This window comes from Microbacterium sp. 05T445, assembly GCF_056395865.1.
In genome coordinates this window covers 217,589-238,700 of record NZ_JBFTKJ010000002.1, presented here as the reverse complement: position 1 = coordinate 238,700, position 21,112 = coordinate 217,589, and the positions used below count along the sequence as shown (strand labels likewise).

Here is a 21,112-nt window from a genome sequence, read left to right as displayed (position 1 = left end):
AGGAGAATCATGACCGCCGTCGCTCCTCTCGCCGCCACCGGACTGCAGACCGGCAGCACCACCACCCCGACCGAGCGCAAGACCGCGCTGGATTCCGAGGTGTTCCTGAAGCTGCTCGTCGCGCAGCTGTCGAACCAGGACCCGAGCTCGCCGATGAACACCAACGAGATGCTCGCCCAGACCACGCAGCTGGCCTCGATGGAGCAGCTCACGGCCCTGGCCACCACCTCGACGGAGAACTTCGCGCTCAGCATGCGGCAGACCGCCGCCGCGCTCATCGGACGCGAAGCCCAGTACATCGACCCCGACGGCGTGACGCACACCGGGGTCGTCACCTCCGTCTCGTTCACCGGCGCCGTCCCGATCGTCAAGATCGGCGACGCCTCCATCCCGCTCGACGCCGTCTCCGGCCTCTCCGTCTCCTCCTGACCCCTCCAGAAAGGCACGATCATGCTCCGTTCCCTGTACGCCGGCATCTCAGGCCTGCGCTCGCACCAGACGATGCTCGATGTCACCGGCAACAACATCGCCAACGTCAACACGACCGGCTTCAAGGCCTCGGCGGCCCAGTTCCAGGACTCGCTGTCGCAGCTCGTCCGCAACTCGCGGCTGCCGCAGCAGAACACCGGCGGCTCCAACCCCGCCCAGGTGGGACTCGGCGTGCAGGTCGCCGGCGTCAGCACGAACTTCGCGCAGGGTGCCCCGCAGTCCACCGGCGTCCCGACCGACCTCATGATCGCGGGCGACGGCTTCTTCATCGTGCGATCCGGTGCCGAGACCCTCTACACCCGCAACGGCGGGTTCTCCTTCGACACGAGCGGGCGCCTGGTCACCGCGGACGGTGCGCTGGTGCAGGGCTGGACCGCCCAGAACGGCGTCATCACCCCGGGCCAGGGGCTGGGCGACATCGTCCTCCCCGTCAGCGCCACCGTGCCGGCGACGGCGACGACCACGGCGCGCGTCACCGGGAACCTGCCTTCGGGCACCGCGGTCGGCGAGCAGCTGGTGCGCGATGTGAAGGTCTACGACGCCGAGGGCGAGTCATCCATGCTGCGGCTGACGTTCACGCGCACGGCCACCGGCTGGGACGTGGCCGACGGCGCCGGCGGGACGACGTCCCTCACGTTCACCAACGGGCGCCAGCCGGGGGCATCCTCACTGGTCTCCGGCGGCATCACGGTCGATCTGTCGGCCGTGACCGGCTACGCCGACGTCAGCACGGTCGCCATCACGGGGCAGAACGGCAAGCCGGCCGGGTCGCTCAGCTCCTACGCGCTGTCCGACGACGGCAGCCTCATCGGGACCTTCACCAACGGCGAGTCGGCGGTGCTCGCGCGCGTCGCGCTGGCCGGATTCCTCAACCCGGGCGGCCTCGAGAAGGCGGGCTCGTCGCAGTACCGCCCCAGCGTCAACTCCGGCCAGCCCACGATCGGGACCGCCGGGGCCGACGGCATGGGCGACATCATCAGCGGATCCCTCGAGATGTCCAACGTCGACCTGTCGCAGGAGTTCACCAACCTGATCGTCGCGCAGCGCGGCTTCCAGGCCAACGCCCGCATCATCACCACCAGCGACGAGGTGCTCCAGGAGCTGACCAACCTCAAGCGCTGAGCGCTCTCGGCATCCGGCCGCTCCTAACGGGACGCGGTCGGGTGCCGACAGTCCCCCACGACGGTCCAGGACGGGCCGTCAGGCCCTCGCACCTCGTGCGAGGCCGACAGTTCCAGGATGGAGCCCATGATCGTCGTCACGCGTCTGAACCGCACCCGGTTCGCGGTGAATCCCGACCTGGTCGAGCGCATCCAAGCCGCGCCCGACACGACGATCACGATGATCGACGGCGCCACCTTCGTCGTGACCGAGTCGATGGACGAGGTGATCGAGCGCATCGTGCGGTTCCGCGCGCGGGTCCTCGCGGCGGCGGCGTCCTGGCGCCCCGACCCCGACGAAGGGTGGGAATGATGGATCCGGCACTCATCATCGGCCTCGTCCTCGCCTTCGGCGCGCTCCTGGCCATGATCGGCCTCGAGGGCACATCGCTGAACGCCCTCCTGCTGCCCGCGCCCATGGTGCTCGTGTTCGGCGCGACGATCGCCGTCGGCATCGCCAGCGGCACGCTGCGCGACGCCCAGCACGCGCTCAAAGCCCTGCCGCGCGCGTTCACGGGAGACAAGCGCACCCCGGCCACCATGATCGACACCGTCGTCGCGTACGCCGAGAAGGCGCGCGCCGAAGGGCTGCTGGCCCTCGAGCAGGCGGTGTCGGACGAGGACGACCCGTTCCTGCGGCAGGCGCTGCAGGGCATCGCCGACGGCGTCGACGCCGAGGACCTGCGCCTGGTGATGGAGGACGAGATCGCCTCCGCGGCGGCACGCAGCCGCACCTCGTCGCGCTTCTACATGACCCTCGGCGGATTCGCCCCCACGGTGGGCATCATCGGCACCGTGGTGTCGCTCACCCACGTGCTCGAGAAGCTCGACGACCCCAGCACGCTCGGCCCGCTGATCGCCGCGGCCTTCGTCGCCACGCTGTGGGGCCTGCTGTCGGCGAACTTCATCTGGCTGCCGATCGGTGGCCGGCTGCAGCGCATCGGCGAGATCGAGGTGGAGCGCATGACCCTCCTCATGGAGGGGATGCTGGCGGTCCAGGCCGGGTCGCCGCCGCAGCTGGTGCGCGAGCGACTCAACGCGCTGGTCTCCGACCGCCCGGCGTCCTCCGACCGACGGGGCCGCCGCGGCGGCGGCACCCCCGCACCCGAGCAGACCGAGCCGCAGGAGACGGCGGCGGTCCGGTGAGCGTCCGCACCCGGCGACGCGTTCCGCAGGACGGCCACAGCGGTCCCGACGAACGCTGGATGGCGTCGTACCTCGACATGGTCACCGTGCTGATGTGCATGTTCATCGTGCTGTTCGCGATGTCGACCGTCGACCAGGAGAAGTTCGAGCAGCTCAGCGCCTCGCTCGCGACCGGGTTCGGCCAGGTGCCGTCCGAGGCGAAGGACGTCTCCGATGGCGTCGTCGTGCCGCCGGAGCTGCTCCACGAGCAGGGCGTCGGCTTCGCCGAGACGGCGATCGCCGCCGCACGGGCGGAGTTCGACGACCTCTCGGCCCTCCGCGAGCGCCTGCGCCAGGCGCTGGCCGAGCGCGGCCTGGAAGACACCGTGACCTTCACGATCGACGCGCGCGGCCTGACGGTCGGGCTCGTCAGCGCCGAGACGTTCTTCGCGACCAACAGCACCGATCTCAGCGCCAAGGCGGTCGCCGTGCTCGATGCGCTCGGCGGCGTGCTCGTCCAGACGCCGAACGAGATCTCGGTCGAGGGCCACGCCGACCAGCGCTCGTCCGCAGCCCCCTTCCCGACGAACTGGGAGCTGTCGGCCGGCCGGTCCACGCAGGTGCTGCGATTCCTCGTCGAGGCCCAGGGTCTGGACGGCTCCCACGTGAAGGCCGTCGGCTACGGCGACACCCGGCCTGTCGCGGCGGGCTCCAGCGAAGCCGACCTCGCCCAGAACCGGCGCGTCGACATCGTGATCCTCTCGGATGCCGCGGAGGAGGTGCGCCGGCTGCTCCCCGATGTCGCGGGGGCGCCCCCGTCCTGACCCACCCGTCCCGCAAGACGGATCCGGCACTCCCCTTACGCGCGCCGTTCACCGCCCGATAGTCGAAGTCGTGGTGATCGAAGACAGCGCGCACGTCTCCGTGCCCTCCGGGGCGCGCTCGATGACCGCCGAGGTCGAGGTCTACGACTTCGACAGGCCCGCCGCCCTCTCACGCGAGCACGCGCGCATGCTCGCTCTCGCGTTCGAGACGTTCGCGCGGCAGTGGGCGGCCCAGCTGTCGTCGCGCATCCGCGGGCGGGCGCAGATCTCGCTCGAGTCCGTGTCGATGCAGACCTACGACGAGTACGCCGACTCGCTGCCGGCGACCACGACGATGATCGTGTGCGCGCTGCCCGACACGGCCGGCAGCGTGCTCATCCAGTTCCCCCTCTCCGCCGCGACGTCGTGGATCGTGCAGATGGTCGGCGGGCGGCCGACCGACACCGCCGAGGACCGGGTGCTCACGCCGCTCGAGCAGGCGCTCATCCGCGCGCTGGCCGACGAGGCGCTGGAGAACCTGACGCACGCGCTGGGCGGGGTCGTCCCGGCCGGCGCGTCGGTGGCCGGCATCCAATTCAGCTCCCAGTTCGCCCAGGTGGCCGCCGCCGGCGAGCTCGTCGTCGTCGCGCGGATGGCGCTGCGGCAGGGCGGGCGCACGGTCCCGGCGAGCGTGGTGCTGCCCGCGCCGATGGTGCTCGACCGGCTGGAGCCCGACGGCGCCGCGCCCACGGTCGCCGTGCCCGGCCTGATGCGGCGACAGGTGGAGGAGGCGCCGGTGGAACTGGTGCTGCGGCTCGCCCCTCGCACCGTCCGTCCCGGCGAGGTGCTCGACCTCGCGGTGGGCGACGTCCTCACGATCCCGCACGCGGTCGACCGCCCGCTCGACCTGGTCATCTCGGATCAGCCCGTGGGCACCGCCGCCGCCGGCACCGCCGGCGCGCGTCTGGCCTGCGTGGTCACCGCCACCGTTCCCGATCCCCCAGCCGAGGAGTACGCGTGACCAGCACAACCACCTACGAGTCCGCGGTCGCCGCCGCCTTCGCGGCACGCCTGCCGACCCCCGAGCCGGTCGTCGCACGGGCGTCGCAGGCCTCCGGCGACACCGGGGACGCCGTCGTCGTCACCTACGTCGGGGAGGCGAGCGCGGAGCTCGCGGTCCAGCTCTTCGATCCCGGCGCGCTCGTGGACGGCCTCGCCGACGTCGCGCTGCCGGCGCGCCTGCACGACGCGCTCGACGCCGCCGCGGTCGCACTGGGCCCGGGTGTGCTCGGAGAGCCCATCGTCGGCGACGCATCCGCACTCCTTGCCCATCCCCTCACCCAGGTGTTCGACCTGGTCGACGACGCCGAGCGCACGGTCGGCCGGCTCGCGGTGCGGATCACCCGCGAACCCGCCACGGCCGCCCCGACGCCGGCACGCCGCCTGCACCGCATCGCCGGGGTCGAGATGGAGCTGACCGTCGAGATCGGACGCACCCGGATGGCGGTGCGCGATGTGCTCGACCTCGAACCCGGCCGCATCGTCGAGCTGGACCGGGCCGCGGGCGCCCCGGCCGACCTCAAGCTCAACGGTCGCATCATCGGGCACGGCGAGGTCGTCGTCGTCGATCAGGACTACGCGGTGCGCATCACACGCATCCTCGAGAACGTCGAGGCCTGAACTGGACGATCTGCTGCTCGCGCTGCGCGTCGCCGTCTCGCTGGCGGCCGTGCTCGGGCTGTTCTGGTACCTGCATCGCCGCCTCTCGCGCCGTCCCGCCCGCCGCAAGGACGGCGACGGCATCACCGTGCTCGGTCGCCAGGGCCTCGGCTCCAAGGCGCACCTGTTCGTCGTGCAGACCGACGACGCGCGCTATGTGCTGGCCGTGACCGAGCAGCGCGTGGAGGTCGTCGACCGGCTCCCCGCGCGGGCCGGGGTCGACGACGCCGAGACCCCCGTCGAGGCCGAGGTCGCTCCGCCGCGCGCTGACCGCGTGGCGGGTTTCGACTACGCCCTGGCCGCGGCATCCGACGCGAACACCCTCGAGCAGCCCTACCCGCTGCGCGTGCGCCAGCGCAACGACCCGCTGCGCGGATCGATCCTCTCGGCACAGACCTGGCGGCAGACCGCCGAAGCGCTCCGGCGCGCACGATGAGGACCACGCCGTCCGCGACTCGCGGGCGCACGCTGCGATGGATGCTGCTGCTCGCGGTCGCCGTCGCGGTGCTGGTCCTCTCGCTGCACGTCGGAGGTGCCGCCGCGCACGCGGCGCCGGTCGCGCCCGACGACCCTCAGCCGCCCGTCGCCCCGACCGAGGCCCCCACCGGCGTGACGATCGACATCAACGGGATCAACGGCTCCCCCTCGGCGTCGATCCTCGTCCTGCTCGGCATCACGCTGCTGTCGGTCGCACCGGCGCTCCTGCTCATGATGTCGTCGTTCACGAAGATCTTCGTGGTGCTCGCGATGACCCGCAACGCGCTGTCGCTGCCCACGATCCCGCCGAACCCGGTGCTGGCGGGGCTCGCGCTGTTCCTGTCGCTGTTCATCATGTGGCCGGTGCTCGTGGACATCAACACGCTCGCCGTGCAGCCGTACATCGACGGCACCTTGACCTTCGCGCAGGCGATCGATGTGGCGCAGGTTCCACTGCGGGAGTGGATGCTGCACTATACGCGCGAGGAGGATCTCGCGCTGATGACCCGGGTCGCGGGACTCCCCAACCCCGAGGACCCGCAGAGCGTCCCGATGTACACGCTGATCCCGGCCTTCATGATCTCGGAGCTGCGGGCCGCGTTCATCATCGGCTTCGTCATCTTCGTGCCGTTCCTCGTGATCGACCTGGTGGTGGCTGCGGCACTGATGTCGATGGGCATGATGATGCTGCCCCCGGTCATGATCTCGCTCCCGTTCAAGATCCTGCTGTTCATCCTCGTGGACGGGTGGGGACTCATCGTGCGTTCGCTGCTGGAGAGCTACGGAGGTGCGGGATGACACCCGAGGCCGTCATCGACATCGGCACGCAGGGGCTCCTGCTGGCCGCGAAGCTGGCCGCGCCGGTGCTGGTGACCGCGCTCGTGGTCGGCTTCGCGGTGTCGCTGCTCCAGTCGATCACCCAGGTGCAGGAGGTCACCCTCTCGTTCGTCCCGAAGATCGTGGCCGTGGGGATCGCCCTGCTCATCGCGGGGAACTGGATGATCTCGGAAGCCGTCGCCTTCACCAACGAGATGTTCGCGCGCATCCCCCAGCTGCTGAGCGGAGGCTGACGTGAACATCCCCGTCGACTTCGCATGGCTCGAGGCGACGATGCTCGTGGCCGTGCGCGTGACGGCGTTCATCTTCATCGCCCCGCCGTTCTCGTATGGGGCGATCCCCGCGCGCGTGAAGGCGATGCTCGCGATCGGCATCTCGCTCTCGATGAGCGGGGCGGTCGCCCCCGGCTACGAGCCGCTGCCGACCGGTGCGTTCCTCGGGGCGCTCGTGCTGCAGCTGGTCACCGGTGCGCTCCTCGGGTTCCTGGTGATGGTGTGCTTCTCCGCCGTGCAGGCGGCGGGCGGCCTCATCGACATCTTCGGCGGGTTCCAGCTCGCGCAGGCGTTCGACCCGTACGCCCTGGTCAACGGCGCGCAGTTCACGCGCCTCTTCCACATGACCGCCCTGGCGCTGCTGTTCGCGTCGGGCGGCTACCAGCTGATCGTGGCGGGACTCGCGCGCAGCTTCGACGCCGTGCCGGTGGACGGCGCCATGGGTCTGGTCGATCCGGTGCAGGTCATCCTCTTCGCGGTGTCTCAGATGGTGCTCGCGGCGGTGCAGATCGCCGGCCCGCTCGTGCTCGTGCTGTTCCTCGCCGACCTGGGACTCGGTCTCGTGACCCGCGTCGCGCCCGCCCTCAACGCCTTCGCGATGGGCTTCCCCGTGAAGATCCTGCTGACGCTGATCCTCGCCGGGGTCGTCTACATCGGGCTTCCCGGGATCGTGGACGCGCTGACCTCCGACGCACTGCGGCTGCTGCAGGGGGTGATGCCGTGAGCGATGCCGACAGCGGGGAGCGGACCGAGCGCGCGACAGACCGCCGGCTGCGCGAAGCGCGCAAGAAGGGCCGGCTGTCGCGCAGCCAGGACCTCACGGCATGGCTGGGCATCGGCGCGGCCGCCCTCACCCTGCAGGGGGTGGTGGCCGCCGGCGCGATGGCCGGCACCGAGCAGCTGCTGGCGGTGACCGCGGTCACGGAGGACCCGACGCCGGCGACCGCCATCGAGACGCTCCAGCGGGGGCTCGCGTCCGTGCTGCCGACGCTCGGCCCGATGCTGGTCGTCGTCGCGCTGGTGACCATGCTCGGCGCCGTGGTCCAAGGCGGCGTCCACCTGCGAGGGCTCACCGCGCGGTTCGACCAGTTCGACATCGTCGCCGGGCTGCGCAGGATCTTCGGTGTGCGGGCACTGTGGGAGGGCGCCAAGGCCCTGCTGAAGACGGCCGCCATCGTCGGCGCGCTGTGGCTGGTCATCAGCGGTCTGGTGCCGGTGCTCTCCGCGAGCGGTGCGCACTCCCTCGCCCGGCTGCTCGCGATCGCGGCGGATGCCGTCGCGGCGGTGCTGCAGGCCGCGATCGCCGTCGGGCTCGCGCTGGCCGTGATCGACGTGTTCGTCGTCATGCGACGGAACACCAAGCACACCCGCATGACCAAGCGCGAGGTGCGCGACGAGAGCAAGAGCTCCGAGGGCGACCCCCTCATCCGCCAGCAGCGCCGGTCGCGGCAGTTCGCGATGAGTCGCAACCGCATGATCGCGGCGGTCGCGGGCTCCGACGTGGTGCTGGTGAATCCGACGCACGTCGCCGTCGCGCTGCGGTACGACGTCGGCAAGTCGGCGCCGCGCGTGGTCGCCAAGGGCAGCGGGGTCGTCGCCGACCGCATCCGCGAGAAGGCGGTCGAGGCGGGCGTGCCGATGGTGCGCGACATCCCGCTCGCCCGTGCCGTGCACGCCGCGTGCGAGCTCGGCCAGGAGATCCCCGAGGACCTGTACACCGCGATCGCGCACGTGCTCGTGTTCGTCTCGTCGCTGCGGGCGCGCGGCGCCGCGCGCGGCATCCACTCCCTTCCCCCGAGGAGGAACACATGAATGACCTCATGCGCAAGCTCGCGGTGCCCGTCGGCGTCGTGGGCATCATCCTGCTGCTCGTCGTCCCCGTGCCGGCGGGCCTGCTGGACACGCTCATCATCCTCAACATCATGTTCGCGCTGGTCATCCTGCTGACCACGATGTTTGTGAAGAAGCCGCTGGACTTCTCGGTGTTCCCGTCGCTGCTGCTCGTGGCCACGCTGTTCCGCCTGGGCCTCAACGTCGCCTCGACCCGCCTGGTACTGGGCGAGGCGTACGCCGGCCAGGTGATCGAGGCCTTCGGCGCGATCGCGGTCGGCGGGTCGCTGATCATCGGTGCGGTGGTGTTCCTCATCCTCGTGGTGATCCAGTTCGTCGTCGTCACGAAGGGCGCCGAACGCGTGGCCGAAGTGGGTGCCCGCTTCACGCTGGACGCCATGCCCGGCAAGCAGATGGCGATCGACGCCGACCTGAACGCCGGGCTCATCACGGATGCCGAAGCCCGCCAGCGCCGGGCCGAGGTCGCCGCAGAGGCCGACTTCTACGGCGCGATGGACGGCGCGTCGAAGTTCGTCAAGGGCGATGCCATCGCGGGCCTGGTCATCATCATCATCAACCTGGTCGGCGGCATCGCGATCGGTCTCACCGAGCACGGCATGTCGATCGACGAAGCCGTCGGCACGTACAGCCTGCTGACCATCGGCGACGGACTGGTGACCCAGATCCCGGCCCTGCTGATGGCGGTGTCGACGGGCATGATCGTGACCCGCTCCAACGCCGAGGCCGAGATGGGCACCGCGGCGTCGGCGCAGCTGGGCCAGTCGCGCAACGCCCTCGCTATCGCGGGATGCGCGGCGGTGGTGATGGCGCTGGTCCCCGGGATGCCGGTGCTCCCGTTCGTCACCATCGGCGCCCTCCTGATGTTCGCCGCGCAGCGTGTGAAGGTCAGCCAGGCCCGTGCGGCGGCCGCCGCCGAGGCGCAGGCGCCGGCGCCCGCGGCATCCGAGCAGCCGGAGGAGCTCATCGAGCAGATGCGGGTCCACACACTGGAGATCCTGCTCGCGCCCGACATCGTCGACCTCGTCACCGGCGGTCCCGACGACCTGCTCGCCCGTGTGAAGGCGCTGCGGCGCCGGATCGCCCTGGACCTCGGGATCGTCGTGCCCCCGGTGCGCACCCGCGACAGCGTCGAGCTCGCCTCCTCGTCCTACGTGATCCGCATCGCGGGCGTAGAGGCGGGCCGCGGCACCGCCCCGTCGGGAGCCCTGCTCGCGCTCGGACAGGGACTGGACGCGCTTCCCGGCACCGCCGCGCACGACCCCGTGTTCGGCCTGGAGGGGAAGTGGATCCCGCTCGAGATGCGCCACAGCGCGGAGCTCGCCGGCGCGACGGTCATCGACCGCGGCAGTGTGATCATCACGCACCTGTCGAGCGTGATCCACAACGGCGCGGCGCGCCTGCTCAGCCGGGAGGACGTGCGGCAGCTGACCGACGCACTCAAACGCGTCTCCCCGTCCTCCGTCGAGGAGCTCACCCCGACCCTGCTCTCGCTCGCTGAGATCCAGCAGGTGCTTCAGGGGCTGCTCGCCGAGCGCATCCCCATCAACGACCTCGCCCGCATCTACGAGGCGCTCGCCCTGCGCGCCAAGGCCTCCACCGAGCCGGAGGGCCTCATCGAGGCCGCCCGCGGGGCCCTGGGGCCCGCCGTGGCCGCGAGGTTCGCCGAGGGCGGCGTCCTCCGGGTCGTGATGCTCAACCCGCTCCTGGAGCAGACCATGCTCGAGAGCCTGCGCACCGGACCCGACGGCACCCAGATCGTCTTCGAGCCGGAACGACTGGAGGCGGTGATCGCGTCGGTCGCGCAGGCGCTCGCCGCCGCCGGCGACGGCAGCGAACCCGTGCTCGTGTGCGCGCCCCCGCTGCGCCCTGCGGTGCGGCGGATGGTCGCCGCCCAGACCGACGGGGTGCCGGTCCTCTCGTACACCGAGGCCACCGCCGCATCGCTGACGATCGAGACGGTCGGCGTCGTCCGGGATGCGGCGAGCGCGCTCGCTCCGGCGTCCGACGTCGTCCCGGCCCAGTAGGCTGATCCGATGCTGGTGCTGACGCGTAAGGTGGGCGAGAGCGTGCTCATCGGCGGCGAGATCGAGGTCACGCTCCTCGACATCAAGGGCGACAGCGTGCGCATCGGCATCCGGGCGCCCCGAGAGACGCGGATCCAGCGCGCCGAGATCCTCGAGGCGGTCGGCAGCGAGAACGCGTCCGCGGCCGATGCGGGCGCCGACGCCGAGCAGACGATCCTCGACGCCGTCGTGCGGCGCCGCAGCACCGCGCAGGACTAGGCGGCGCCGTCGCCCGCCGTCCGGCGCGAGATCGTGACCCGGCGCGGGGTGTCGGCATCCAGTTCCGCCTCGTGGGCGACCGTGCCGCAGGCGTCGTCGACGCCGTGACCGTGCCACTCACGTTCGAGCTCGACCTCCCACCACACGTCGCGAAGGCCCTCGATCATGCCGCGGCCCCACTCCACGATCACCACCGAGCCGTCGAGATCGATGTCGAGGTCGTCGAGCTCGGCGGCCGAACCCAGCCGATACGCATCGACGTGCACGAGCGGTGCACCGCCCACGAGCGACGGGTGGGTGCGGGCGAGCACGAAGGTGGGGCTCTGGATCGGTCCCCGCACCCCGAGGCCTGCGCCGATGCCGCGGGTGAGCGTGGTCTTGCCCGCGCCCAGCGGACCGGTGAGGACGATCAGGTCGCCGGGGCGCAGCATCCGTCCCATCTCGGCGCCGAGTACCTCCATCTCGCCCGGCGAGGCGATCTCACGGACTCCGACCAGCGCGTCGATCCCCCGCGGCGCGACCTCGCTCATTCCGACACCTCGCGACGCGGCACGCGGGGTCCGACGCGCGTGATGATCTCGTAGTCGATGGTGCCGGCGGCATCCGCCCAGTCGGCCGCCGACGGCGCACCCAGGGTCGGGTCGCCGAACAGCACCGCCTCATCGCCTACCGCCACCGGCGTGTCTCCCACGTCGACGACGAACTGGTCCATCGCGATGCGCCCCGCGACGGTGAAGCGCTTCCCGCCGATCACCACCGGCCCCGACCCCGACGCCTGCCGCGGCACGCCGTCGGCGTAGCCGAGGGGCACGAGCGCCAGCGTCGTGTCGCGATCCGTGCGGTAGTCGTAGCCGTACGACACGCCCTTGCCTGCGGGGACGCGCCGCACTGCGGCGACCGCACCGTGCAGGGTCATCGCCGGACGCAGGCCCAGGTCGGCCGACGTACGGCCGGCGAAAGGCGACAGGCCGTACAGGCCGATGCCGATGCGCACGCAGCCCAGGCGCGACTCCGGCAGGTCGATCGCGGCGTGCGTCGCCGCGATGTGCCGCAGCGGCGGCGCCAGCCCGAGCGTGGCGGCGACGCCGACGCCCTCCTCGAACGCCCGCAGCGCGGCGCGGTCGTCCTCGGCCGAGGTGTTGGAGAGGTGGCTGAAGAGCGCGACCACGCGGAGGCGTCCGATCCGTTCCAGGCGCGCGGCCTCGGCGAACACGACGCGGTAGTCCTCGGGCGCGATGCCGTTGCGCGAGAGCCCCGTCTCGAGCTTCAGGTGCACCGTGACGGGGCGATCAGCGGATGCCGCGGCCGCCGCCCGCTGCAGCTGGTCGAAGGTCGACACCCCGAGCTCCACACCGCTCGCGGCGGCCGCGGAGAAGTCGGCGCCCGGCGCGTGCAGCCACGCGAACAGCGGCGCGTCGATCCCGGCGCGGCGCAGCGCCAGCGCCTCGGTGATGTCGGAGACGCCGATGCGGGTCGCGCCGCCCGCGAGCGCCGCCCGCGCCGAGCGCACCGCGCCGTGGCCGTATCCGTCGGCCTTCACCACCGCGATGACCTCCGACTGGGTGAGCCGGCGCAGGTGCCGCACGTTGTCTTCGATGGCGCCGACGTCGACGGTCGCCTCGCGCAGCGTTCCGGCGGGCAGTCGGGTCATGCGGGGTCCTCCAGGTGGGCGGGGGCGGCGGCTTCGGCGATGACGTACGCCGTGGCCAACCCGGCGTCATGCGACATCGACAGGTGCACGGCGGTGATCCCGCGCGCCGCGACGACGGCGGCCGTCGACCCGGACAGCAGGAACAGCGGGCGGCCGGATGCCTCCGACGCGACCTCGATCTCGGTCCAATGCACGCCGTCCGAGCCGCCGAGCGCCTTGATGAGCGCCTCTTTCGCGGCATAGCGCGCAGCGAGGGAATGCGGCTTGAGAATGCGTTCCCGCTCCGAGAACAGCCGCTCGATCAGCCGCGGCGTGCGCTCGATCGTCCGCTCGAACCGAGGGATGTCGACGAGGTCGACGCCGATGCCGACGATCACGGGAACCTCCTGCCGCGCCGCGGACGCGGCATCCGCCAGACTACCCGGCGCCGCCGCGCACCCGCTCCTCCGGGCGAGCCCGCCGCGGGCCGCGCGGCGGCTACTCGACCGTGACGGACTTGGCGAGGTTGCGCGGCTGGTCGACGTCGAGGCCCTTGGCGGTGGCCAGGCCCATCGCGAAGATGTGCAGCGGCACGACGGCCAGCAGCGGCTCGAAGAACGGCCCCGCGAGCGGGATGCGCAGCACCTCGTCGGCCTTGGGCAGCACCGCCGCGTCGCCCTCCTCCGCGATCGCGATGACGCGGGCGCCGCGGGCGCGGATCTCCTCGATGCTCGAGATGACCTTCTTGTGCATCTCGGCCGACCTGCGCGGGGAGGGGACGACGACGAACACCGGCTGGCCGGGCTCGATGAGCGCGATCGGGCCGTGCTTGAGCTCGCCGGCCGCGAAGCCCTCCGCGTGGATGTAGGCGAGCTCCTTGAGCTTGAGCGCCCCCTCCATCGCGATGGGATAGCCGACGTGGCGTCCGAGGAACAGCACCGAGCGGGTGTCGGCCATCCAGCCCGCGATCTGCTCGATGCGGGGCTGCTCGCGCTCGAGGATCTGCGCGATCTTGCCGGGCACGGCCTCGAGCTCGCGGACGTGGTCGGCGGCATCGGTCGCGGACACCGCGCCGCGGACCCGGCCGATGTGCAGCCCCATGAGGTAGAGCGCCGTGATCTGTGCGACGAAGGCCTTCGTCGACGCGACGGCCACCTCCGGCCCCGCGTGCGTGTAGACGATGGCGTCCGACTCGCGCGGGATGGTCGCCCCCTGCGTGTTGCAGACCGACAGCGTCTTCGCGCCGTGCTCGCGCGCGTACTTGACGGCCATCAGGGTGTCCATCGTCTCGCCGGACTGGCTGATCGAGACCACGAGCGTGTCGGGGCCGATCACCGGGTCGCGGTAGCGGAACTCGTGGGCGAGCTCGACGTCGACCGGGACGCGGGTCCACTGCTCGATCGCGTACTTGCCGACCTGGCCGGCGTACGCGGCCGTGCCGCATGCGATCACGATGATGCGCGAGATGCCGAGGAACAGCTCGTCCAGGCCGTCGAGCTCGGGGATGACGACCTCGCCGTCGCGGACGCGTCCGCGCAGCGTGTTGGCGACGGCCTCGGGCTCCTCGGAGATCTCCTTGGCCATGAACGACGACCAGCCGCCCTTCTCGGCGGCCGCGGCATCCCACGTCACCTCGAACGGCTCGACCTCGACCGCGTTGCCGTGGAAGTCGGTCACGGTGACCGCCTCGGGCGTGATCGCGACGATCTGGTCCTGGCCGATCGCGAGGGCGTGGCGGGTGTGCTCGACGAAGGCGGCGACATCCGAGCCGAGGAAGTTCTCACCTTCGCCCAGCCCGATCACCAGCGGCGAGTTGCGCCGCGCGCCCACGACGAGGCCCGGCTGATCCTGGTGCATCGCCAGCAGCGTGAAGGCGCCCTCGAGGCGGGAGACGACGGCGCGGAACGCCGTGGTGAGGTCGCCCGAGCGGCGGTACTCGCGGCCCAGCAGCACCGCGGCGACCTCCGTGTCGGTCTCGCTGCGGAACGTGAAGCCGTCGGCGAGCAGCTCGTCCTTCAGCTCGGAGAAGTTCTCGATGATGCCGTTGTGGATGACGGCCAGCTTGTCGTCGTCGGCGAGGTGCGGGTGGGCGTTCCCGTCCGTGGGGCCGCCGTGGGTGGCCCAGCGGGTGTGCCCGATGCCGGTGGTGCCGTCGGCGAGCGGGCGGGCGGCGAGGTCGTCGCGCAGCACCTGCAGCTTGCCGGCGCGCTTGCGCATGCCGAGGTCGCCGTCCGCGTCGATCACGGCGATGCCGGCGGAGTCGTACCCGCGGTACTCGAGCCGTGACAGCCCGGAGATCAGGACGGCCTGGCTCTGGCGCGGGCCCACGTATCCGACGATTCCACACATGGCGTCCATGCTAGGCCGACGGTTTCGCAAGGCATCCTTACGAATCCCGTCGCAGCGGCGTCAGAGCTTGCGCAGCAGGACCGTCTCGACGGTGTGGTCGGCCGCCTTCTGCAGCACGAGGTTCGCCCGATGACGGGTGGGCAGCACGTTCTCCTCGAGATTGGGCAGGTTGATCGTGTTCCAGAATCCGAGGGCGCGCTGCACCGCCTCTTCGTCGGAGAGCTGCGCGAAGACGTTGAAGAAGGAGCTCGGGTTGCTGAACGCCGCCCGGCGGAGGGCGAGGAAGCGGTCGACGTACCACTGCGCGATGTTGGCGGCATCCGCGTCCACGTAGATCGAGAAGTCGAACAGGTCGCTGACCGCGACCTCGTTCGGTGAGGGCGGGGGCTGCAGCACGTTCAGCCCCTCGACGATGACGATGTCGGGGCGGCGCACCGTGATGACCGCATCGGGCACGATGTCGTAGCGCATGTGGGAGTAGAACGGCGCCCGCACCTCCGGCGCCCCGCTCTTGACCTCGGTGAGGAACGACACCAGGGAGCGGCGGTCGTAGGACTCGGGAAAGCCCTTGCGCTCCATGAGACCGCGCCGCTCGAGCTCGGCATTGGGGTAGAGGAAGCCGTCGGTCGTGATGAGCTCGACGCGCGGCGTGCCTGGCCAGCGGCTGGTGAGCTCCCGGAGCAGACGCGCGATCGTCGACTTGCCGACGGCCACCGAGCCCGCGACGCCGACGATGAACGGCGTCGTCGAGTCGGCCTCGCCGAGGAAGGCGGACTCCTCGGCGCCGAGGCGCTTGGTCGACTCCGCGTACAGCGACAGCAGCCGCGAAAGCGGCAGGTACACCTGCGCCACCTCGGCCATGTCGAGCCGGTCGCCGAGGCCGCGGATCTGGACGATCTCGGTCTCGCTGAGGGGCTGGGTCCTGCCCGCCGCCAAGCGCGCCCAGTCTGCGCGGTCGATCTCGCGGTACAGCGAGAGGGCGGGGGTGACCGTGGTCGCTTCATCGCCGGACATCGCGCCCATCGTAACCGTGCGCGCGGGCGCGATGCCGCCGCGGACAGCAGGCCGCCACGGTTTTCTGATCACGGATTCATCACGAGTGATTGACATCCGCTGTGTTCTGTATACAAAATACTGACGGACAGAGTCGTTCCCGCAACGAAAGAGGTAGCCCGATGCCGCGCCCGAAGTCAGTCACGAAGTTCGTCGTCGTCACCGGAGCCGTCGCCGCTCTCACGGTGTCGCTCGGCGCCTGCAGCGGCGGAGCATCCGCCCACGACGAGAACACCGTGGTGTGGTCGACGTGGGGCTCAGCCGACGAGCTGACGCGCTACAAGGAGTTCAACGAGGACTTCATGAAGCGCCACCCCGACATCACCGTCAAGTTCCAGCCCGTCGCCGGCTACGGCGACTACCACTCGAAGCTGCTCGCGCAGCTGGCGAGCAACACCGCCCCCGACGTGTTCTACGTCGGCGACGACAAGATCGGCCAGTTCGTCGACTCCGGCCGGCTCATGGACATGACCGACCTCATGGAGTCCAAGGACAGCCAGACCAAGCCCGACGACTTCTATCCGGGCCTGTTCGGCGCCGCGCAGAAGGACGGCGAGTACTACGCCGCCCCGAACGACTCCAACCCGGACGTGCTCTGGTACGACAAGAAGACGCTCGAGGCCGCCGGCATCACCGAGGACCCCGCGACGCTCGCCGAGAACGGCGAGTGGACCACGGCGAAGTTCCTCGAGATGAACGACAAGCTGAAGGATGCCGGCATCTCCGGCACCCTCTTCTGGAACTACTGGGCCACCCACTGGAGCTGGCTGTCGTCGCAGGGCGACCCGGCCCCGTACGACGAGTCGGGCGCGTTCGTCGCGAACGAGGACGCGCAGACGGTCGCCGACGTGGAGACGCTCGGCAAGTACTTCCAGGACGGCAAGTTCGTCGTCGCCGACACGCTCCCCGACGGAGCAGGCGCCGACAGCATGTTCGTCACCGGCAAGGCGGGCTTCTTCGTACAGGGTCGCTACACGATCGGCACCGTCGAGGCGGCCGGCACGCAGGACCAGGTCGACATCGTCCGCTGGCCCACCCCCGACGGCCAGCCGGCACCGACCGGGGTCGCGACGAGCTTCCTCGCGATGAACAAGGCGACCAAGTCGAAGGATGCCGCGTTCACGTTCTGGACCGAGTTCCTCAGCGCCGAAGGCCAGACCTTCCGCCTGCAGGGCGGCGGCAACGCCGTCCCGTCGATCAAGGGCGCCGACGAGGTCGTGCTCGAGGGCGACTACCCGGCCCACGCGCAGACGATGCTCGACATGCGCGACATCGGCTTCGAGGACTACCCGGCCGAGGCGAACGTCCCGAGCATGTCGACGGACATCAGCGACATCTTCCTGAAGCTCTACGAGGGCAAGCAGGACGCGCAGACCACCCTCGACGAGATCGCCGACCTCGTCGCGGAGAAGTCGGGGCAGTAAGCGTGAGCGGCATCGCCGCGGGTGAGCGGGCGCTGCAGGAGCTTCCTGCAGCGCCCGCTCCGGCCCGCCGAGAATCCACCTGGCGCCGGCGCGACCGGCGCTGGGGCTACCTGTTCATCGGTCCCCAGCTCATCGGCATGGCGCTGTTCGTCGTGCTGCCGTTCGCGGCGAGCATGGTCCTGGCCTTCGCCCGCTGGGACGGCCTGTCCGACCTCGAGTGGGTCGGCTTCGAGAACTTCACGGCGCAGTTCCAGGACGACCTGCTGTGGCGCTCGATCCTCAACACCCTGATCATCGCCGTCGTCACCGTCCCGATCGGTCTCGGGCTCGCGGTCGTCATCGCCGTCGCTCTCGAGAAGCTCAAGACCCGCACGCTCTACCTCGTGCTCTTCTTCGCCCCCGTCGTGACGTCGACGGTGGCGGTCGCCATGATCTGGCAGCAGATGTTCCGCGCCGACGGCGTGCTGTCCACGACGATCTCGAAGATCTTCGGCATCGCTCCCCCGGACTGGCTGGGCGACCCGAAGCTCGCGCTGCTGGCGGTGTGCATCGTGACGATCTGGTCGTCGCTGGGCCTCAACGTCGTCATCTTCCTCGCGGGCCTGCAGAACATCTCGCCCGCGGTCATCGAGGCCGCCCGCATCGACGGCGCGGGAGCATGGCGCATCTTCTGGAGCATCCGCCTCCCGCTGCTGTCGCCCATCGTCTTCTTCTCGTCGGTCGTCGCGTTCATCTCGTCGCTGCAGACCTTCGACACCGTCTACGTGCTGGTCTCCAACGCCGGACCCGACAACGCCACGCGCACGATCGTCTACCACATCTACGATCTCGGCTTCGGGCGGTTCGAGTTCGGCCCGTCCAGTGCGGCATCCGTCATCCTGCTCGTCCTGACGCTGATCATCACGGCGATCCAGTTCGGCGCGCAGAAGAAGTTCGTCCACTACGAGGAGGACGCGGCATGAGCCAGGCAACCGCCCGTCTCAGCGACGGCACGAGAGAGCCGGTCACCGACTCGACGATCGCGTTCGCCGCTCCCGGCCGTCGTCCGCGCACCGCACCGGTGCGCGACCGCGCCGCCCGGCGCGTGAACGCGACGATCCTGCACGTCGTGCTGATCGTCGCGGGCATCGCGATGGTCTTCCCGTTCCTGTGGATGCTGCTGACCTCGTTCAAGTCGCTGCCGCAGCTGCTGCAGGACCCGCTGGCGTTCCTGCCCGACCCGTGGACCTTCGACAACTACGTCGAGGCGTGGAACGCCGTGCCGTTCGGCCAGGCGTACCTCAACAGCATCTACATCGCCGTGCTCGTGGTGATCGGCACGCTCATCACGGCGTCGATGGCCGGGTACGCCTTCGCACGCATCCCGTTCCGCGGCAGCCGCGTGCTGTTCATCGTGTTCCTCGCGACGCAGATGATCCCCGCGCAGGTGACGCTGATCCCGTTCTACCTGCTGATGTCGCAGCTGGGGTGGGTCGACTCCCACCTCGCGCTCATCGTGCCGGGCATGCTCGCGAACCCGTTCGCCGTGTTCCTGATGCGCCAGTTCGTGCTGTCGCTGCCGAAGGAGCTCGAGGAGGCCGCGATCGTCGACGGCGCGGGGCGCTGGCGCATATTCTGGAGCGTCATCCTCCCGAACCTAAAGCCGGGACTCGCCGCGCTCAGCATCATCGTGTCCCTCGGCGTGTGGAACGCGTTCCTGTTCCCGCTCGTGCTCCTGAACACGCCCGACCTGTTCACGGTGCCGCTGCTGCTGTCGGCGTTCCAGGGCCAGTTCGGCTCGGTCAACTACGGCCTGGTCATGGCGGCATCGGCGATCTCGACGATCCCGATGCTCATCGTGTTCGTGATCGGCCAGCGCCGCATCCTCAACAGCATGGCCGCATCGGGCCTCGGAGGGCGCTGATGACGAACGCGACGACCGACGCCGCGACGCTCGCCGCGCTCGCGGGGCGTCACCTCGACCTCGTCCGCGCGCCCTTCACTCTCCCGTCGTCGCGGATCATCGTGTTCCGCGAGGGCGACGGCGTGCGCGTGCACACGTCGGAGTACGAGCGGTGGCTCGACGAGTGCCGGGTGCTGGACGCGCTGACGGTGACGGATGCCGCGTCCCGCCCGGTCCCGATCACCGAGGTCCTCCCCGACCGCATCGTGTTCGGCGACGGCGCGGCGACCCTCGTCTTCGCCGACACCGGGGCCCTCTCGCTGGGCGCCTCGGCGCCCGGGTTCTCCGTGGAGTGGACGACGCCCGACGGGAGCACGCGGCTGACCCCGCTCGCCCCCGCGGTGCGCATCGACGTCGCCGCCGGCCGCGGCGTGCGGGTGGAGGCATCCACCGCGCACGAGGCCGATGCCGCGGCGAGCCGGGAGGTCTGGCACGACTGGTTCGCGCGCTGCCCGGCGGTGCGCGAGGACCTGCAGGAGATGACCGCGTTCTGCTGGTGGGTGCTGGGGGCGAACGTCGTCTCGCTCCCCCGGCTGCGCGAACAGCTCGGCGAGGTGCGCGCGGTGGTGCCGTCGAAGATCGGCTACGTCGGGCTGTGGCAGTGGGACGCCTACTTCATCGCGGCGGGACTGCGTCACGGCGCCCCCGATCTGGCCCGCGAGCAGCTCGATCTCGCCTTCGGCTTCCCGTCCGCGAACGGGCAGCTGCCCGACGTCGTGCACGAGGAGGGGGTGCTGGCCACCAGCGACGACCTGCCGCAGGCCGACCGCGACCGGCTGCGCCGCGCGGGCTCGCAGATCGCCGATCCGCATGCGCCGGTGCCGCTGACCAAGCCGCCGCTCGCGGCGTGGGCGCTGCGCAAAGTCCTCGAGGTACTCCCCCGCACGCCCGAGACCGAGGAGTGGGCCCGCCGGCATCTGCAGACGATCCGGCGTTCGCAGGACTGGTGGTTCGCCGGGTCCGACCTCGACGGCGACGGCATGCCCGAGTACGGGCACCCATACTCCTCCGGCCTGGACGACAGCCCCATCTTCGACGGCCCGCTGCCCACGACCGCGCCCGACCTCGGCGCCTACCTCGTGCTGCAGGACCTGGAGCTGGCCCGGTTCGCCGACGAGTTCGGCGACGCCGACGCGGCTGCGCACCGCGCGCGTGCCGAGCGCACGCTGGCGAAGCTGATGGACATGTGGGATGCCGGCAGCGGCGTCTTCCGCGCTCGCGCGGCCGGCGAGCCCGTGACCTCGGATGCGATCGTCGGGCTGATGCCGCTGCTCACGGGGCGCCTGCCCGCCGAGGTGCGCGACGTGCTCGTCGCGGCCCTGGACGATCCCGCCCGCTACGGCACCCCGTGGGGGCTGCCCACCGTCGCCGCCGGCGACCCGGACTTCTCTCCGGAGCGCATGTGGCGCGGCCCGGTGTGGGTCAACACCAACACCCTCGTCGCGGCGGGGCTGGCGGCATCCGGCCTCCCCGAGCGTGCACGCGCCCTCGAGGAGCGCACCGTGGCGCTGGTGATCCACGGCGGCGGCCCGCACGAGTACTTCAACCCGTTCACCGGGCAGAAGGCGGGCACGGCGACGACCGCGTTCGGCTGGTCGGCGGCGCTGTTCGTCGACCTGGCGGTGCGGCTGTCGGCCTGACGGCACCACGAGAAGGGGGACGGATGCCGCCGGCATCCGTCCCCCTTCTCGTTGCGGTC

At 70.9% G+C, this 21,112-nt stretch carries 23 protein-coding genes; 18 read left to right on the top strand and 5 right to left on the bottom strand.

Translation table 11 applies throughout. From position 1 onward, the window contains the following. Positions 1–9: 9 nt before the first annotated feature. The 14 genes from AC1DDU_RS10650 to csrA all read left to right on the top strand — a co-directional run bounded on the left by AC1DDU_RS10650 (position 10) and on the right by csrA (position 11,015). Positions 10–429, top strand: a complete 420-nt coding sequence (locus AC1DDU_RS10650; RefSeq protein ID WP_477433863.1) for a flagellar hook assembly protein FlgD — start codon at positions 10–12, stop codon at positions 427–429. Between the two features lie 21 nt (positions 430–450). Continuing rightward, positions 451–1,611: a flagellar hook protein FlgE gene (locus AC1DDU_RS10645; protein WP_477433861.1), complete on the top strand. Its 1,161-nt coding sequence runs from the start codon at positions 451–453 to the stop codon at positions 1,609–1,611. A gap of 126 nt (positions 1,612–1,737) precedes the next feature. Further along, complete coding sequence (locus tag AC1DDU_RS10640; RefSeq protein ID WP_477433859.1) at positions 1,738–1,962, top strand: flagellar FlbD family protein; 225 nt, start codon at positions 1,738–1,740, stop codon at positions 1,960–1,962. Next, entirely contained in the window at positions 1,962–2,795 is an 834-nt protein-coding gene (locus tag AC1DDU_RS10635; RefSeq protein WP_477433857.1) for a motility protein A, read from the top strand. Before AC1DDU_RS10640 ends, AC1DDU_RS10635 begins: the two co-directional genes overlap by 1 nt. Next, positions 2,792–3,598, top strand: coding sequence for an OmpA/MotB family protein (locus AC1DDU_RS10630; RefSeq protein ID WP_477433855.1), 807 nt, complete (start codon positions 2,792–2,794; stop codon positions 3,596–3,598). Before AC1DDU_RS10635 ends, AC1DDU_RS10630 begins: the two co-directional genes overlap by 4 nt. Positions 3,599–3,668: 70 nt before the next feature. Further along, entirely contained in the window at positions 3,669–4,598 is a 930-nt protein-coding gene (locus tag AC1DDU_RS10625; protein ID WP_477433853.1) for a flagellar motor switch protein FliM, read from the top strand. After that, positions 4,595–5,257, top strand: coding sequence for a FliM/FliN family flagellar motor switch protein (locus tag AC1DDU_RS10620; protein ID WP_477433851.1), 663 nt, complete (start codon positions 4,595–4,597; stop codon positions 5,255–5,257). The genes AC1DDU_RS10625 and AC1DDU_RS10620 overlap by 4 nt, the downstream gene beginning before the upstream one ends. Positions 5,258–5,306: 49 nt before the next feature. Next, a complete protein-coding gene (locus AC1DDU_RS10615; protein ID WP_477433850.1) occupies positions 5,307–5,732 on the top strand; it encodes a flagellar biosynthetic protein FliO in 426 nt (141 codons plus the stop codon). Continuing rightward, the gene (gene fliP, locus AC1DDU_RS10610) at positions 5,729–6,571 is read left to right on the top strand and encodes a flagellar type III secretion system pore protein FliP (protein ID WP_477433848.1); all 843 of its coding nucleotides are present in this window, start codon (positions 5,729–5,731) and stop codon (positions 6,569–6,571) included. The genes AC1DDU_RS10615 and fliP overlap by 4 nt, the downstream gene beginning before the upstream one ends. Further along, entirely contained in the window at positions 6,568–6,843 is a 276-nt protein-coding gene (fliQ, locus tag AC1DDU_RS10605) for a flagellar biosynthesis protein FliQ (RefSeq protein ID WP_477433846.1), read from the top strand. Before fliP ends, fliQ begins: the two co-directional genes overlap by 4 nt. 1 nt (position 6,844) lies before the next feature. Continuing rightward, the gene (locus AC1DDU_RS10600) at positions 6,845–7,606 is read left to right on the top strand and encodes a flagellar biosynthetic protein FliR (RefSeq protein WP_477433844.1); all 762 of its coding nucleotides are present in this window, start codon (positions 6,845–6,847) and stop codon (positions 7,604–7,606) included. Then, a complete protein-coding gene (locus AC1DDU_RS10595; protein WP_477433842.1) occupies positions 7,603–8,694 on the top strand; it encodes an EscU/YscU/HrcU family type III secretion system export apparatus switch protein in 1,092 nt (363 codons plus the stop codon). The genes AC1DDU_RS10600 and AC1DDU_RS10595 overlap by 4 nt, the downstream gene beginning before the upstream one ends. Further along, positions 8,691–10,757 carry a flagellar biosynthesis protein FlhA gene (locus AC1DDU_RS10590; protein WP_477433840.1) on the top strand — a complete coding sequence of 689 codons (2,067 nt, stop codon included), beginning with the start codon at positions 8,691–8,693 and terminating at the stop codon, positions 10,755–10,757. The genes AC1DDU_RS10595 and AC1DDU_RS10590 overlap by 4 nt, the downstream gene beginning before the upstream one ends. A 9-nt stretch (positions 10,758–10,766) precedes the next feature. Continuing rightward, positions 10,767–11,015: a carbon storage regulator CsrA gene (csrA, locus tag AC1DDU_RS10585; RefSeq protein ID WP_477433838.1), complete on the top strand. Its 249-nt coding sequence runs from the start codon at positions 10,767–10,769 to the stop codon at positions 11,013–11,015. On the opposite strand, the gene tsaE is transcribed toward csrA, so the two are convergent. From tsaE to coaA, 5 genes are all read right to left on the bottom strand, one after another. Further along, a complete protein-coding gene (tsaE, locus tag AC1DDU_RS10580; protein ID WP_477433836.1) occupies positions 11,012–11,545 on the bottom strand; it encodes a tRNA (adenosine(37)-N6)-threonylcarbamoyltransferase complex ATPase subunit type 1 TsaE in 534 nt (177 codons plus the stop codon). The two genes, csrA and tsaE, sit on opposite strands and share 4 nt — an antisense overlap. Continuing rightward, positions 11,542–12,666 (bottom strand): alanine racemase, encoded by a 1,125-nt coding sequence (alr, locus tag AC1DDU_RS10575; protein ID WP_477433834.1) that lies wholly within the window; start codon positions 12,664–12,666, stop codon positions 11,542–11,544. The genes tsaE and alr overlap by 4 nt, the downstream gene beginning before the upstream one ends. Next, positions 12,663–13,043, bottom strand: a complete 381-nt coding sequence (locus AC1DDU_RS10570) for a holo-ACP synthase (RefSeq protein WP_477433832.1) — start codon at positions 13,041–13,043, stop codon at positions 12,663–12,665. Before AC1DDU_RS10570 ends, alr begins: the two co-directional genes overlap by 4 nt. A gap of 100 nt (positions 13,044–13,143) precedes the next feature. Next, a complete protein-coding gene (glmS, locus tag AC1DDU_RS10565) occupies positions 13,144–14,994 on the bottom strand; it encodes a glutamine--fructose-6-phosphate transaminase (isomerizing) (protein ID WP_477433830.1) in 1,851 nt (616 codons plus the stop codon). Positions 14,995–15,054: 60 nt separating this feature from the next. Then, a complete protein-coding gene (gene coaA, locus AC1DDU_RS10560; protein WP_477433828.1) occupies positions 15,055–16,008 on the bottom strand; it encodes a type I pantothenate kinase in 954 nt (317 codons plus the stop codon). A 161-nt stretch (positions 16,009–16,169) separates the two neighbouring features. Between coaA and AC1DDU_RS10555 the strand changes: the two genes are divergently transcribed. Genes AC1DDU_RS10555 through AC1DDU_RS10540 form a run of 4 tightly spaced genes read left to right on the top strand, consistent with a single transcriptional unit; the run spans position 16,170 to position 21,053 of the window. Beyond that, complete coding sequence (locus AC1DDU_RS10555) at positions 16,170–17,471, top strand: ABC transporter substrate-binding protein (RefSeq protein WP_477433826.1); 1,302 nt, start codon at positions 16,170–16,172, stop codon at positions 17,469–17,471. Between the two features lie 2 nt (positions 17,472–17,473). Continuing rightward, complete coding sequence (locus AC1DDU_RS10550; RefSeq protein ID WP_477433824.1) at positions 17,474–18,433, top strand: carbohydrate ABC transporter permease; 960 nt, start codon at positions 17,474–17,476, stop codon at positions 18,431–18,433. Continuing rightward, entirely contained in the window at positions 18,430–19,374 is a 945-nt protein-coding gene (locus AC1DDU_RS10545; RefSeq protein ID WP_477433822.1) for a carbohydrate ABC transporter permease, read from the top strand. Before AC1DDU_RS10550 ends, AC1DDU_RS10545 begins: the two co-directional genes overlap by 4 nt. Beyond that, positions 19,374–21,053, top strand: a complete 1,680-nt coding sequence (locus tag AC1DDU_RS10540; RefSeq protein ID WP_477433820.1) for an amylo-alpha-1,6-glucosidase — start codon at positions 19,374–19,376, stop codon at positions 21,051–21,053. Before AC1DDU_RS10545 ends, AC1DDU_RS10540 begins: the two co-directional genes overlap by 1 nt. The last annotated feature ends 59 nt before the right edge of the window (positions 21,054–21,112 follow it).

Excerpts from the sequence above, each read along its gene's own strand:
- AC1DDU_RS10650 (WP_477433863.1), top strand. The coding sequence starts at position 10 with ATGACCGCCGTCGCTCCTCTCGCCGCCACCGGACTGCAGACCGGCAGC.
- AC1DDU_RS10645 (WP_477433861.1), top strand. The coding sequence starts at position 451 with ATGCTCCGTTCCCTGTACGCCGGCATCTCAGGCCTGCGCTCGCACCAG.
- AC1DDU_RS10640 (WP_477433859.1), top strand. The coding sequence starts at position 1,738 with ATGATCGTCGTCACGCGTCTGAACCGCACCCGGTTCGCGGTGAATCCC.
- AC1DDU_RS10635 (WP_477433857.1), top strand. The coding sequence starts at position 1,962 with ATGGATCCGGCACTCATCATCGGCCTCGTCCTCGCCTTCGGCGCGCTC.
- fliP (WP_477433848.1), top strand. The coding sequence starts at position 5,729 with ATGAGGACCACGCCGTCCGCGACTCGCGGGCGCACGCTGCGATGGATG.
- fliQ (WP_477433846.1), top strand. The coding sequence starts at position 6,568 with ATGACACCCGAGGCCGTCATCGACATCGGCACGCAGGGGCTCCTGCTG.
- AC1DDU_RS10590 (WP_477433840.1), top strand. The coding sequence starts at position 8,691 with ATGAATGACCTCATGCGCAAGCTCGCGGTGCCCGTCGGCGTCGTGGGC.
- csrA (WP_477433838.1), top strand. The coding sequence starts at position 10,767 with ATGCTGGTGCTGACGCGTAAGGTGGGCGAGAGCGTGCTCATCGGCGGC.
- tsaE (WP_477433836.1), bottom strand. The coding sequence starts at position 11,545 with ATGAGCGAGGTCGCGCCGCGGGGGATCGACGCGCTGGTCGGAGTCCGT.
- alr (WP_477433834.1), bottom strand. The coding sequence starts at position 12,666 with ATGACCCGACTGCCCGCCGGAACGCTGCGCGAGGCGACCGTCGACGTC.
- glmS (WP_477433830.1), bottom strand. The coding sequence starts at position 14,994 with ATGTGTGGAATCGTCGGATACGTGGGCCCGCGCCAGAGCCAGGCCGTC.
- coaA (WP_477433828.1), bottom strand. The coding sequence starts at position 16,008 with ATGTCCGGCGATGAAGCGACCACGGTCACCCCCGCCCTCTCGCTGTAC.
- AC1DDU_RS10555 (WP_477433826.1), top strand. The coding sequence starts at position 16,170 with ATGCCGCGCCCGAAGTCAGTCACGAAGTTCGTCGTCGTCACCGGAGCC.
- AC1DDU_RS10545 (WP_477433822.1), top strand. The coding sequence starts at position 18,430 with ATGAGCCAGGCAACCGCCCGTCTCAGCGACGGCACGAGAGAGCCGGTC.
- AC1DDU_RS10540 (WP_477433820.1), top strand. The coding sequence starts at position 19,374 with ATGACGAACGCGACGACCGACGCCGCGACGCTCGCCGCGCTCGCGGGG.